Annotated in this window: 11 protein-coding genes; 3 read left to right on the forward strand and 8 right to left on the reverse strand. The window is 67.4% G+C overall.

Annotated features, from left to right (window positions below; translation table 11 throughout):
• Window positions 1-11: 11 nt before the first annotated feature.
• The 8 genes from EDF63_RS03620 to dnaA form a co-directional block, all read right to left on the reverse strand.
• The gene (locus tag EDF63_RS03620; RefSeq protein ID WP_027466922.1) at window positions 12-419 is read right to left on the reverse strand and encodes a DUF3566 domain-containing protein; all 408 of its coding nucleotides are present in this window, start codon (window positions 417-419) and stop codon (window positions 12-14) included.
• Entirely contained in the window at window positions 412-3,069 is a 2,658-nt protein-coding gene (gene gyrA, locus EDF63_RS03625; RefSeq protein WP_123311280.1) for a DNA gyrase subunit A, read from the reverse strand. Before gyrA ends, EDF63_RS03620 begins: the two co-directional genes overlap by 8 nt.
• A gap of 133 nt (window positions 3,070-3,202) precedes the next feature.
• Window positions 3,203-5,206: a DNA topoisomerase (ATP-hydrolyzing) subunit B gene (gene gyrB / locus EDF63_RS03630; protein WP_123311282.1), complete on the reverse strand. Its 2,004-nt coding sequence runs from the start codon at window positions 5,204-5,206 to the stop codon at window positions 3,203-3,205.
• A gap of 133 nt (window positions 5,207-5,339) precedes the next feature.
• Complete coding sequence (locus EDF63_RS03635; RefSeq protein ID WP_123311284.1) at window positions 5,340-5,840, reverse strand: DUF721 domain-containing protein; 501 nt, start codon at window positions 5,838-5,840, stop codon at window positions 5,340-5,342.
• A complete protein-coding gene (gene recF / locus EDF63_RS03640) occupies window positions 5,840-7,081 on the reverse strand; it encodes a DNA replication/repair protein RecF (RefSeq protein ID WP_123311286.1) in 1,242 nt (413 codons plus the stop codon). The genes EDF63_RS03635 and recF overlap by 1 nt, the downstream gene beginning before the upstream one ends.
• A 31-nt stretch (window positions 7,082-7,112) precedes the next feature.
• Window positions 7,113-8,000 (reverse strand): phosphogluconate dehydrogenase (NAD(+)-dependent, decarboxylating), encoded by an 888-nt coding sequence (gene gnd / locus EDF63_RS03645; protein WP_111083684.1) that lies wholly within the window; start codon window positions 7,998-8,000, stop codon window positions 7,113-7,115.
• Between the two features lie 70 nt (window positions 8,001-8,070).
• Window positions 8,071-9,216 carry a DNA polymerase III subunit beta gene (gene dnaN, locus EDF63_RS03650; protein ID WP_111083683.1) on the reverse strand — a complete coding sequence of 382 codons (1,146 nt, stop codon included), beginning with the start codon at window positions 9,214-9,216 and terminating at the stop codon, window positions 8,071-8,073.
• Between the two features lie 407 nt (window positions 9,217-9,623).
• Window positions 9,624-11,078: a chromosomal replication initiator protein DnaA gene (gene dnaA, locus EDF63_RS03655; RefSeq protein WP_123311288.1), complete on the reverse strand. Its 1,455-nt coding sequence runs from the start codon at window positions 11,076-11,078 to the stop codon at window positions 9,624-9,626.
• A gap of 517 nt (window positions 11,079-11,595) precedes the next feature.
• Here dnaA and rpmH point away from each other — a divergent pair.
• Genes rpmH through yidD form a run of 3 tightly spaced genes read left to right on the forward strand, consistent with a single transcriptional unit; the run spans window position 11,596 to window position 12,508 of the window.
• The gene (gene rpmH, locus EDF63_RS03660) at window positions 11,596-11,733 is read left to right on the forward strand and encodes a 50S ribosomal protein L34 (protein WP_022889115.1); all 138 of its coding nucleotides are present in this window, start codon (window positions 11,596-11,598) and stop codon (window positions 11,731-11,733) included.
• Window positions 11,734-11,780: 47 nt separating this feature from the next.
• Window positions 11,781-12,131: a ribonuclease P protein component gene (rnpA, locus tag EDF63_RS03665; RefSeq protein ID WP_123311290.1), complete on the forward strand. Its 351-nt coding sequence runs from the start codon at window positions 11,781-11,783 to the stop codon at window positions 12,129-12,131.
• Window positions 12,128-12,508, forward strand: coding sequence for a membrane protein insertion efficiency factor YidD (gene yidD, locus EDF63_RS03670; protein ID WP_111083680.1), 381 nt, complete (start codon window positions 12,128-12,130; stop codon window positions 12,506-12,508). Before rnpA ends, yidD begins: the two co-directional genes overlap by 4 nt.
• Window position 12,509: the final 1 nt, after the last annotated feature.

Genomic DNA, 12,509 nt, shown 5'->3' on the forward strand with positions numbered 1-12,509 from the left:
GCCCGGGTGTGTCAGTTGTTCGTGAAGCCGACGAGCAGGCCGCCGGTGATGCGAACACTGAGGTTGTAGAGGACACTCACGATGGCGCCGAGCACGGTGCCGACGACCACGTTGAGGATGCCCACGACGATGGAGAACCCGAGCACCTGACCCAGTGAGAACTGGTCCATGATCGAGTAACTGTTCTGCCCGGTGACGTCCTTCAACAGGGCGTCCACCTGCGTGAACACGCCCGTCTGGTTGAGGATGACCCACACCAGTGCCGTGGCGACCACGATCACGATGCTGCCGGCCAGGGCGATGAGGAAGCTGAGCTTCACCATCGACCAGAAGTCGACGTAGACCAGCCGCAACCGCACCTGGCGGGTGCCGACGGGTCGCTTCGCCTTCTTCTGGAGCTTCTCGGCGACACTACTCATTGCTTGACTGGTCCTCTCCGGCCTCGTCTTCGACGGGCGCGGTGTCGATGGGATCAGTGGAGTCCGGGGCCGCTTCGGCAGGGCTGACCGTCTCCACCGGGCCCGCGGGCTCGATCTCGGCGTCGTCCTGGTCGTCCAGGTTCCGCTCTGTGTTCCGGGCCACGGCGATGATCTTGTCGTTCTCCGCGAACCTCGCGAAGACGACACCCATCGTGTCACGGCCCTTGGCGGGCACCTCGGCCACGGCAGACCTTACCACCTTGCCCGATTGCAGCACGACGAGCACCTCGTCGTCCTCACCGACGATGAGAGCACCCACAAGGTCGCCCCGGTCCATCGCCAACTTGGCCACCTTGATCCCGAGTCCGCCACGCCCCTGGATGCGGTACTGGTCGACGGAGGTGCGCTTGGCGTAGCCGCCCTCGGTCATCACCCAGACGAAGCCGTCGTCCGAGACCACCCGTGCTGCGAGCAGCGAGTCGCCCTCGCGGAAGGACATGCCCTTCACGCCGGAGGTCGATCGACCCATCGGCCGCAGGGTGTCGTTCGTCGCGGTGAACCGGAGCGACATGCCCTGTCGTGAGACGAGCAGCAGGTCGTCGTGCTCGTCGACGAGCAGCGCCTGCCGGAGCTTGTCGCCGTCGCGCAGGTTGATCGCGATGATGCCGCCGGTGCGGTTCGTGTCGTACTCGGTGAGCGCGGTCTTCTTCACCAGGCCGTGCTCGGTCGCGAGCACGAGGTACTGGGCGACCTCGTAGTCACGGATGTCGAGCACCTGCTGGATCTGCTCGTCCGGCTGCATGGCGAGCAGGTTCGCGACGTGCTGGCCCTTGGCGTCGCGGCCCGCTTCCTGCAACTCGTACGCCTTGGCGCGGTAGACCCGGCCCTGGTCGGTCAGGAACAGCAACCAGTGGTGCGTCGTCGTGACGAAGAAGTGCTCGACGATGTCGTCGGCGCGGAGCTGGGCGCCCCGCACACCACGGCCACCGCGGTGCTGCGAGCGGTACTGGTCGCTGCGCGTGCGCTTGACGTACCCGCCGCGGGTGATGGTGACAACCATCTCCTCTTCGGGGATGAGGTCTTCCATCGACATGTCGCCGTCGTAGCCGAGCATGATCTCGGTGCGGCGGTCGTCGCCGAAGCGGTCGACGATCTCCTCGAGCTCGTCGCGGATGATCGTGCGCTGCCGGGTCTCCGACGCCAGGATGTCCTGGAAGTCGGCGATCTTGCGCTCGAGTTCTTCGGCCTCGTCGTGGATCTTCTGGCGCTCGAGGGCGGCCAGGCGACGGAGCTGGAGTTCGAGGATCGCGCGCGCCTGGATCTCGTCGACGGACAGCAGGTCCATCAGGCCGGTGCGGGCCTCTTCGACGTCGGGCGACCGGCGGATGAGCGCGATGACCTCGTCGAGGGCGTCGAGGGCTGCGAGGTAGCCACGCAGGATGTGCGCACGCTTCTCGGCTTCGCGGAGGCGGAACTGGGTGCGGCGGACGATGACGTCGACCTGGTGCGCGACCCACGCCGAGATGAACCCGTCGAGCGGCAGGGTGCGAGGCACCCCGTCGACGATCGCGAGCATGTTCGCGCCGAAGTTCTCCTGCAGCTGCGTGTGCTTGTACAGGTTGTTCAGCACGACCTTCGCCACGGCGTCGCGCTTGAGCACGATGACGAGGCGCTGACCGGTACGACCCGAGGTCTCGTCTCGGATGTCCGCGACGCCGGCGAGCTTGCCGTCCTTGACGAGGTCGGCGATCTTGATCGCGAGGTTGTCCGGGTTGACCTGGTACGGCAGCTCGGTGACGACGAGGCAGGTGCGGCCCTGGATCTCCTCAACGTTGACGACGGCGCGCATCGTGATCGAACCGCGGCCCGTGCGGTAGGCGTCCTGGATGCCCTTGGTGCCGAGCACCTGCGCACCGGTCGGGAAGTCCGGCCCCTTGATCCGCTGCATGAGCGCGGCGAGGAGTTCCTCACGCGTGGCCTCGGGGTTGTCGAGCGCCCACTTCGCGCCCTCGGCGACCTCGCGCAGGTTGTGCGGCGGGATGTTCGTCGCCATGCCGACCGCGATGCCGACGGAGCCGTTGACCAGCAGGTTCGGGAACCGAGCCGGCAGGATCGCGGGCTCCTGGGTCCGACCGTCGTAGTTGTCCTGGAAGTCGACGGTGTCCTCGTCGATGTCCCGGACCATCTCCATGGCGAGCGGCGCCATCTTGGTCTCGGTGTACCGCGGAGCAGCGGCGCCGTCGTTGCCCGGCGAGCCGAAGTTGCCCTGGCCGAGCGCGAGCGGGTACCGCAGCGACCACGGCTGCACCAGGCGGACGAGCGCGTCGTAGATCGCCGAGTCGCCGTGCGGGTGGAACTGTCCCATGACGTCACCGACGACGCGGGAGCACTTCGAGAACGCACGGTCCGGGCGGTAGCCGCCGTCGAACATCGCGTAGATCACGCGGCGGTGCACCGGCTTCAGACCGTCGCGGACCTCGGGCAGTGCACGTCCGACGATGACGGACATGGCGTAGTCGAGGTAGGAACGCTGCATCTCGAGCTGCAGGTCGACCTGTGAGATGCGGTCACCGGAGACGACGATGTCCCCACTGTCGCCGTGGACGATCTCGGGCTGCTCGTCGGGGGCGTTCTCGTTGTCGTCAGCCATTGGCTTGCGTTACCTTTCTGACGGCCGGGAGGCCGTGGTGACGTTCGTCGCGGTGGACGCGACCACAGGTGGTCCGGACCAGAGCACGCGGCTGGCACCGCGCCTCCAGGCCGGGTCGAGATGTCGAGACTGTTCAGATGTCCAAGAACCGGACGTCCTTGGCGTTCTGCTGGATGAACTGGCGACGTGCGTCGACGTCCTCACCCATCAGCGTCGAGAACGTGCTGTCCACCGCCGCGGCGTCCTCGAGCGTGACCTGCAGGAGCGTGCGGGTGTCCGGGTTCATCGTGGTGTCCCAGAGTTCCTTGTAGTCCATCTCGCCGAGGCCCTTGTAGCGCTGGATGCCGTTGTCCTTCGGGATCCGCTTGCCGGCGGCGATGCCCGACTGCATCAGGGCGTCGCGCTCCCGGTCGCTGAACACGTACTCGTGCGCCGCGTTCGACCACTTCAGGCGGTACAGCGGCGGCTGCGCGAGGTACACGTAGCCGCGCTCGATGAGCGGACGCATGTAGCGGAACAGCAGGGTGAGCAGCAGCGTGGTGATGTGCTGGCCGTCGACGTCGGCATCGGCCATCAGCACGATCTTGTGGTACCGGGCCTTGTCCGGGTCGAAGTCCTCACCGATGCCGGCGCCGAACGCCGTGATCATCGACTGGATCTCCTGGTTCGCGAGCGCACGGTCGAGCCGCGCCTTCTCGACGTTCAGGATCTTGCCGCGCAGGGGCAGGATCGCCTGGGTCATCGGGTTGCGGCCCTGCACGGCGGAACCGCCGGCGGAGTCACCCTCGACCATGAAGATCTCCGACAGGGTCGGGTCCTTCGACTGGCAGTCCTTCAGCTTGCCGGGCATGCCGCCCGACTCGAGCAGGCCCTTGCGACGCGTGGTCTCACGGGCCTTGCGGGCCGCGAGCCGTGCCTGGGACGCCTGGATCGCCTTGCGGACGACGTCGCGGGCCTGCGTCGGGTTGCTCTCGAACCAGTGCGTGAGTTCGGTACCGACGACGCGCTGGACGAACGACTTCGCCTCGGTGTTGCCGAGCTTCGTCTTCGTCTGGCCCTCGAACTGCGGCTCGCCGAGCTTCACGGAGATGACGGCCGTCAGTCCTTCACGGATGTCGTCACCCGTGAGGTTGTCGTCCTTCTCCTTGATGATCTTCGTCTCGCGCGCGTAGCGGTTGACGAGCGTCGTGAGCGCAGCACGGAAGCCTTCTTCGTGCGTGCCGCCCTCGTGCGTGTTGATCGTGTTCGCGAAGGTGTGGACGCTCTCCTGGTACGAGGTGTTCCACTGCATCGCGACCTCGAGCGCGATCTTGCGCTCGGTGTCCTCGGACTCGAAGCCGATGACGTCCGGGTGGACGAGGTCGGCCTTCTTCTGCGCGTTGATGTACTCGACGTAGTCGGCGAGACCGCGCTCGTACATGAAGGAGTCGTTGCGCGCCTCTTCCCCTTCTTCCGGGGTGCGCTCGTCGCGCAGGTTGATCCGCAGGCCCTTGTTGAGGAAGGCCATCTGCTGGAAGCGCGTGCGCAGGGTCTCGTAGTCGAAGACGACGGTCTCGAAGATCTCGGCGTTCGGCCAGAAGGTGATCGTCGTGCCGTGCTCGTCGGACGGTTCGTCCTTGGTCAGCGGTGCGACCGGGACGCCGTCGGTGTAGCTCTGGCGCCAGACGTGGCCCTGCTGACGGACCTCGACGTCGAGCTCGGAGCTCAGCGCGTTCACGACGGACGAACCGACGCCGTGCAGACCACCGGAGACCGCGTACGCGCCGCCGCCGAACTTGCCGCCGGCGTGCAGGACGGTCAGGACGACCTGGACGGTCGAGACGCCCTCGGCCGCGTGGATGCCGACCGGGATGCCACGGCCGTTGTCGACCACGCGGACGCCGCCGTCTTCACGGATGGTGACGTCGATGGTGTCGCAGTACCCGGCGAGGGCCTCGTCGACGGAGTTGTCGACGATCTCCTGGACCAGGTGGTGCAGACCGCGGGGCCCCGTCGAACCGATGTACATACCGGGACGCTTGCGGACCGCCTCAAGCCCCTCGAGCACCTGAATCTGGTCTGCTCCGTAGGACGATTCGCTCTGCGGGGTCTCCGCGTCGAGCGGGTTCTGCGGGTCGTCTTCAGATTCTGATGCCATGTCGAGCGTGCTCCTGCCTGCGCGCGGAACGCCCGCGCACTGCACCTCCCAGTCTACCGCAGAGGCCCCTCTTTCGAGGGCTCATCCGGCCCACAGACGGGCTTTTTTGGCACCGCAGGATGATTTCGTCGGCTCAACCGTAGGTGTCGCGAGGACCGCGCCCCTGGACCGTCCTGGGGCCGCGTTTCCAGGTGGGGACGTCCGGCCCCGAAACCCGGATCGACTCGACCCCGGCTTCCGGGTGCCGCTCGGCGATCGTCGTCGTGACGCTCGCACGCATGAGCCGGAGCTGCGTCGCCCAGGCCGTCGAGTCGCACCGGATGACCAGCGCACCGTCGTCGATGGTCACCGGGGTGGAGTGCTTCGCGAGTTCCTCGCCGACGACGCTGGGCCAGTCGACGAAGAGCTCCGAGCGGGCCAGGGGTTCGGTCCACCCGAGTTCGTTGGCCAGGGATCCGACGACGTCGCCGAGTCCCCGGGGCTCACGGCCACGGCCGTAGGGGACGGTGTCGGCGTCGAACTCGCGGGATCGTCGGCGGCGGGCGTCGACCCCGCGCTTCGACGGGTCGCCGAAGACGGCGCGGAGGTGGCGGTAGACGCGGGACGGTTCCGTCGGCTTCCAGGGGCGGGGCATCAGGAGTCGGCTTCCGCCGGCGTCGTCGCGTCGGTCGCGTCAGTCTCCGGAGTGGAGGCGCGGCTCGCGTCCGCCTCGTCGGTCACGATCGTGCCCGCCTCGATCCGCACCGTGTGCGCCGCCAGCTGCGCGGGGACGTCGCCGAACACCGCCGCCGTGATGAGGACCTGCTCGTAGTCCGCCACCGCGTTGCCCAGCCGTTCGCGTCGGGACTCGTCGAGTTCGGCGAACACGTCGTCGAGGATGATGATCGGGTCACCGAGGTTCGACTCCGCCCGCAGGATCGACGCACTCGCCAGCTGGATCGCGAGCGCGAACGACCAGGATTCACCATGACTGGCGTATCCACGGGCAGGTAACCCGTTTAGCTGGAACAACACGTCGTCGCGGTGCGGGCCGACGAGGGTGAGTCCGCGGTCGAGTTCGTCCCGGCGGCGTCGCTCGAGTGCCGCTGCGAACGCCTCGGCCGCCGCCGCGACCGTGACCGGCTCGTCCGGTGTCCCGAGCACGGGGTCCGTCGCCGCCGCGGCCTCCGGGTCACCGCCGCGGATGGAGAGCACCCCGGCGATGGAGGCGTCGTGGTGCTCACCGGCGACCGTCGCGTAGGCCTCGGCGACGAACGGTGCGAGCCGACGGGTCAGGTGGTCGCGCGCGGCGACGATCTCGGCACCGAGTCCGACGAGTCGGTCGTCCCAGACGTCCAGCGTCGACAGGGCGTTCGCCTTCGCGCCCGTCGCCCGGGCCGACTTGAGCAGGGTGTTCCGCTGACGGAGCGTCCGGTCGTAGTCGGCCAGCACGCCCTGCATCCGCGGCGCGATCTGGCCGAGCAGCTCGTCGAGCATGCGCCGTCGGCCAGCCGGCTCGCCGCGGACGAGTGCCAGGTCCTCGGGCGCGAAGAGCACGGAGGTGCAGTAGCGCGGGAGTTCACGGGGCTTGATCGCCGACCGGTTCACCTGCGCACGGTTCGCACCGGTGCGGTTGATCTGCACCTCGGCGAGGATGCTGCGGTCCTCGTGCGCGAGGCGTGCCCGGACGATCGCGGCGTCACAGCCCTGCCGCACGAGCGCGGCATCGGTCGGGACGCGGTGGGACCCGAGCGTGGACAGGTACCCGATCGCCTCGACCAGGTTGGTCTTGCCCTGCCCGTTCCGCCCGACGAACAGGTTCGGCCCGCGTGCGAGGTCGACGTCCGCCTCCCGGTAGTTCCGGAAGTCGGTGAGTTGGAGATGGTCGACGTGCACGCGGGCCGAGTCCGGGTTTCCCCGGGTGGTCCTAGGACTTCTTGACGGCGTGACCGCCGAACTGGTTGCGGAGCGCCGCGACGGCCTTCATCGTCGGGGACGCGCTGCCCTGACGCGAGACGAAGCGCGCGAAGATCGACGCCGACAGTGCCGGCATCGGCACGGCGAGCTCGATGCCCTCTTCCAGCGTCCAGCGACCCTCGCCCGAGTCCTCGACGTAGCCCTCGAGCTCGTCGAGCTTCGGGTCTTCGTTGAGCGCGAGGACCATGAGGTCGAGCAGCCAGGAACGGACGACCGTTCCGCGCTGCCACCCGGCGAACACCGCGGGGACGTCCGTGATCAGGTCCTTGGCCTCGAGGAGCTCGTAGCCCTCGCCGTACGCCTGCATGATCGCGTACTCGATGCCGTTGTGGACCATCTTGGCGTAGTGACCGGCGCCGATCGGGCCGGCGTGCGAGAAGCCCTCTTCGCGCGGGCCCTCGGGGCGCAGTGCGTCGAAGACCGGCATCGCGAACTCGACGTCCTTGACGTCACCGCCGACCATGAGGCCGTAGCCGTTGTCCTTGCCCCACACGCCGCCGGAGACACCGACGTCCATGTACCGGATGCCGCGCGCACCGAGCTGCTCGGCGTGCGTGGTGTCGTCGAGCCACTTCGAGTTGCCGCCGTCGATGACGAGGTCGCCCTCGTTCAGGACGCCGGCGAGTTCGGTGATGACGTCGTCGGTGATCTTGCCGTGCGGCACCATCACCCAGACGAGTCGCTGACCCTCGGGCAGTGCGCCCGCCAGGTCTGCGAGGCTCGCGACGTCGGAGACGGCGGGGTTGGCGTCGTAACCGGTGACCTCGATCCCTGCGTTGCGGAGACGGGCACGCATGTTGTTGCCCATGCGACCAAGGCCGACAAGACCGATGTGCATGATTTCCTCTTCTGTTTCGTCGTCGCGCTGAGGCCGAAGGTGGTGGGTCAGCGCAGTGTTCCTGTTGCGCCTATCGCAGCAGCAGGTTGGGCTGCAGCAGGTACCGGTATCCATCGGTCGCGGCAGCCTCTTGCGAAGTCTGGCCGGTGATCAGCACCGGGCCCGGCTTGTTGGGGTTCTCCGTCTTGGTGAAGGAGATGCGGACGAACTCGGAGTGCACCGCGTTCAGTCCGTCCAGGAGGAAGGCGGGCTTCAGCGAGACCACCGTTTCCTCTCCGGTCAGCAACGCACTGATCGACTCTGACGCCTGCGCTTGTTCGGATCCGATCGCCTCGAGCGTGAGCCCGTCGACCGTGAAGGAGAACCGGAGCGCTGCTTCGCGCTCCAGGACGAGTGAGACCCGTCGGACGGCTTCGACCAGTTCCGCGGTGTTGATCACCGCGTGGTCGTTGACGTTCTCGGGGAAGAGCCGGCGGACCGGCGGGTAGTTGCCCTTGATGAGCAGGGACGTGACGGTCTTGTCGTCGGCGTGGAACGCGATGAGCTCACGGTCCGAGTTGCCGCTGATCGAGACGGAGACGGTGGACGCCGACCCGAAGGTGCGACCGACCTCCTGCAGGGTGCGGGCCGGGACGAGGGCGTGCAGCGGGTCCGATCCGACGCGGCCGGAGTCCCACGCGATGGTGCGGACGGCCACGCGGTACCGGTCCGTGGCGATGAGCGACAGGTCGTTGTCGCCGACCTCGAGCTGGACACCGGTGATGACGGGGGTGACGTCGTCGCGGCTCGCGGCGACGGCGACCTGCGACACGGCCTCGGAGAACGCGTCGCCGGGGATGACGCCGGTCTGCGGACCGATCTCGGGCAGCGTCGGGTACTCCTCGACCGGCATGGACAGCAGCGTGAAGTGCGCCGATCCGCAGGAGACCGAGATCTTCGAGTCCTCGGTCGTGAAGGTGACCGGGGCGTTCGGCAGTCGGCTCGCGATGTCGTTCAGGAGCCGGCCGGAGACCAGGACCGTGCCCGGGTCGTCGATCTGTGCGGAGATCGACGTCTGCGCCGAGACCTCGTAGTCGAACGACGAGAGCGTCAGACGATCGCCGTCGGCGTGGATCAGGACGCCCGACAGGATCGGGAGGGTCGTGCGCTGTGGGAGGAGTTTCACCGCGAAGGAGACGGCTTCGGAGAAGACGTCCCGGTTGACCTCGAACTTCACAGCTGGAACCCCTGTCGATCGGCTTGGACTGTCCGGCCGCCCCATTCTGGCACAGGCGGACGTGGGCCGGATTTCTTGTCATCCCGCCGTCCACAAGGTTGTCCCGCGGAGATGGATCGTTAACCAGGAGTAATGGTGTTAACGCCTGTGCACACTGTGGATAACCCTGTGCATGCCGCTCGGCCGTAGGGAACTACACGGTTGTGACTTGTGGGCGGTCTGTGGGCGACGTCGGGATGAATGAATCTCATCTATCCACTTCCATCCCCAGTTTCCACAGGAGGCCCCCTCGCTGTGAACAACCGGGCGGCGTGTCCTCCACAGTTATCCACAGGCTATCCACACTGTGAGAACTCCGGCCCATGGAACCGTCTCAGATGGTGGATACGCCCGGAGACGTACCGATCTCAGCGGTAGCGGCGGTCCTGCTTGATGCGGCTCGTGAGCTCGGTGACCTGGTTGTAGATCGACCGGCGCTCCTTCATGAGCTCCGTGATCTTCTTGTTCGCGTACATGACCGTGGTGTGGTCGCGGTTGCCGAACAGCTGCCCGATCTTCGGCAGGGACAGGCTCGTGAGCTCGCGGCACAGGTACATCGCGATCTGCCGAGCGGTGGCGATCGCCTGGGACCGGGACGAGCCGTACAGGTCGTCGACGGAGAGCTTGAAGTACTCCGCGGTGTGGTTGATGATGTCCGTCGGCGCGACGACGTTGTCCTCGTCGAGGGTGATCAGGTCCTTGAGGACGGTCTGCACCAGGGCCATGTCGACGGCCGTCCGGTTCAGGCTCGCGAACGCCGTGACGCGGATGAGCGTCCCCTCGAGCTCGCGGATGTTGCTCGACACCTTCGACGCCATGAACTCGAGGATGTCGTCGGGCACCTGCAGGTGGTCGGACTGCGCCTTCTTGCGCAGGATCGCGATGCGCGTCTCGAGCTCGGGCGCCTGCACGTCGGTGATCAGGCCCCACTCGAAGCGGGAGCGCATGCGGTCCTCGAACCCGGTCAGGTGCTTCGGTGCCACGTCGGACGTGATGACGACCTGCTTGTTGTGGTCGTGCAGCGTGTTGAACGTGTGGAAGAAGGCCTCCTGCGTGGAGTCCTTCCCCTGCAGGAACTGGATGTCGTCGATGAGCAGGATGTCGATGTCGCGGTAGCGCTGCTGGAACTGGTTCGAGCGGTTGTTCGCGATCGAGTTGATGAAGTCGTTGGTGAACTCCTCGCTCGACACGTACCGGACGCGGATCCCCGGGTAGAGGCTCTCCGCGTAGTGCCCGATGGCGTGGAGCAGGTGGGTCTTGCCCAGCCCGGAGTCGCCGTAGATGAAGAGGGGGTTGTAGGCCTTCGCCGGTGCTTCGGCGACCGCGACCGCTGCGGCGTGCGCGAAGCGGTTCGACGAGCCGATGACGAAGTTGTCGAAGTTGTACTTCGGGTTGAGCCGCGACTCGGGCCGTCCGCTCGTGCCCGGGGAGTCGATCTGGCTCGGGACGAAGGGTGCCTCGATGTACTGGCGGGGTGCGGCGCTCTGCTCCACCGCTTCCTGCACGGGCTCGGCGTACTCCGGCACGTTCGGGTCGACGCGCGGCTCGGACGCCATGTCCGGGTTCACGGTGATGGCGAAGTTCGCGACCGTGTCGTCCCCGATGCGTGCGACGGCCTCGGTGATCGGGATGCGGATCCGCTGCTCGAGCATGCCGCGGGTCAGGTCGTTGGGGACCTCGAGGTACAGGGTGCCGGCGAGGACGCCCTTCGGTTCGACCAGGTTGAGGAACCCGTGGAGCTGCGGCGTGATGCGGGGGTCCTCGGCGAGGATTCCGAGTACGGATGACCAGAGGTCCTCGACGGGGTCGGCCGGCATCGTCATGTCGCGCTCGTCTCCAGGTGTGTGTCGTGCGTTCGGTGCCGGACCGGGGTGCGTCCTGCTGGGTCGGACGTGCCGGGGCGCCGCGGGTGGTGGCGCTCAGCGGACCGTGTCGTTCGCCGGCGGTTCGTCGGTGGCTCGGGGGCTTCGTCGACGCCTCGTACCGCGCGTGTTCCCACAGGGTTGTCCACAGTGTTGTCCACGACCGCCCGGATCCGTCGTACAGGAGTACTTCCCTGTCGTACCGGGGCGCGGGGCCGATCGATGACCCCACTGTAAAGGACCGGGCCGGGTGGCACCGAACGGAAGTTGTCCCCAATGTGGAGAATGGACCGCAGCGGTGTCCACGACGCCCCGGCATCGAGGCCGGCCCCGATCGGCGTTTGACCTGCCCGCTGCTGTCACGTACCGTTAACCAGTTGACTGCGGCCGATTGGTCGCGCCCATCTGCGTCGTTCGACACCGAGCGATGACACATACATACGTGACGGCTCGCCGCGAGCAGCCGTGTGGAGAGATCATGAGCAAGCGCACCTTCCAGCCGAACAACCGTCGCCGCGCCAAGAAGCACGGCTTCCGCCTCCGCATGCGGACGCGTGCCGGCCGCGCCATCCTGTCGGCGCGTCGCGCCAAGGGCCGCACCGAGCTCTCGGCCTGATCAGGCTCATCGCCTGATCCGGTCCTCGGTCTGACCCCGGCATCGCAGTGTTGGCCAGAGCCAACCGCATCGTCCGCGGGGACGACTACCGGAACGTCGTGCGTCGTGGTCGCAAGAGCGCCACGGCGCACGTCGTCGTGTCCGTGGTCCGTCGTTCGGCGGACCTCACCGGACCGTCACGGTTCGGGTTCATCGTCGCGAAGACGGTGGGCAACGCCGTGACCCGGAACCTGATCAGGCGGCGGCTCAAGGCGATCGCGCACGGCATCCTCGCCGACTCCCCCGTGGGGTACGACGTGGTGGTCCGAGCACTGCCAGCCGCATCGCAGGCCGGATGGCCTACCCTGCTCGAAGACGTCGTGCGCTCCTACGCGCGCGGGGTGGAGAAGGCAGCATGAACCGCATCCAGTGGACCCGGCTGGCCTGGGTCGCCGCGTTGCTCCCACGCAACGCGTGCGTCGTCGTGCTCCGGGCCTACCGTGCCGTGATCTCCCCGCTGTACGGCAACGTCTGCCGGTACCACCCGTCGTGCTCCCGGTACGCCCTCGAAGCGATCCAGCAGTACGGCGTCGTCCGCGGATCCGCGATGGGCGCCTGGCGTATCGCTCGCTGCAACCCCTGGGCTGCAGGCGGCATCGACGACGTCACGGAACGTCGTCGCCCGTTCGTCGTCAACCGGTTCGGGTTCGTCCTCGCGCCGATCCCGCAGCAGCCGCACCCCGCGGTCGGAACGGCCCGGCCAGTCCTGCTCCCCCAGCGCACTCGAAAGGCGTAGC

The sequence above is a fragment of the Curtobacterium sp. JUb34 genome (assembly GCF_003755065.1).
Classification (GTDB): domain Bacteria; phylum Actinomycetota; class Actinomycetes; order Actinomycetales; family Microbacteriaceae; genus Curtobacterium.

Coding starts and splice junctions, on each gene's coding strand:
- EDF63_RS03620 (WP_027466922.1), bottom strand. CDS start 419: ATGAGTAGTGTCGCCGAGAAGCTCCAGAAGAAGGCGAAGCGACCCGTC.
- gyrA (WP_123311280.1), bottom strand. CDS start 3,069: ATGGCTGACGACAACGAGAACGCCCCCGACGAGCAGCCCGAGATCGTC.
- gyrB (WP_123311282.1), bottom strand. CDS start 5,206: ATGGCATCAGAATCTGAAGACGACCCGCAGAACCCGCTCGACGCGGAG.
- EDF63_RS03635 (WP_123311284.1), bottom strand. CDS start 5,840: ATGCCCCGCCCCTGGAAGCCGACGGAACCGTCCCGCGTCTACCGCCAC.
- gnd (WP_111083684.1), bottom strand. CDS start 8,000: ATGCACATCGGTCTTGTCGGCCTTGGTCGCATGGGCAACAACATGCGT.
- dnaA (WP_123311288.1), bottom strand. CDS start 11,078: ATGACGATGCCGGCCGACCCCGTCGAGGACCTCTGGTCATCCGTACTC.
- rpmH (WP_022889115.1), top strand. CDS start 11,596: ATGAGCAAGCGCACCTTCCAGCCGAACAACCGTCGCCGCGCCAAGAAG.
- yidD (WP_111083680.1), top strand. CDS start 12,128: ATGAACCGCATCCAGTGGACCCGGCTGGCCTGGGTCGCCGCGTTGCTC.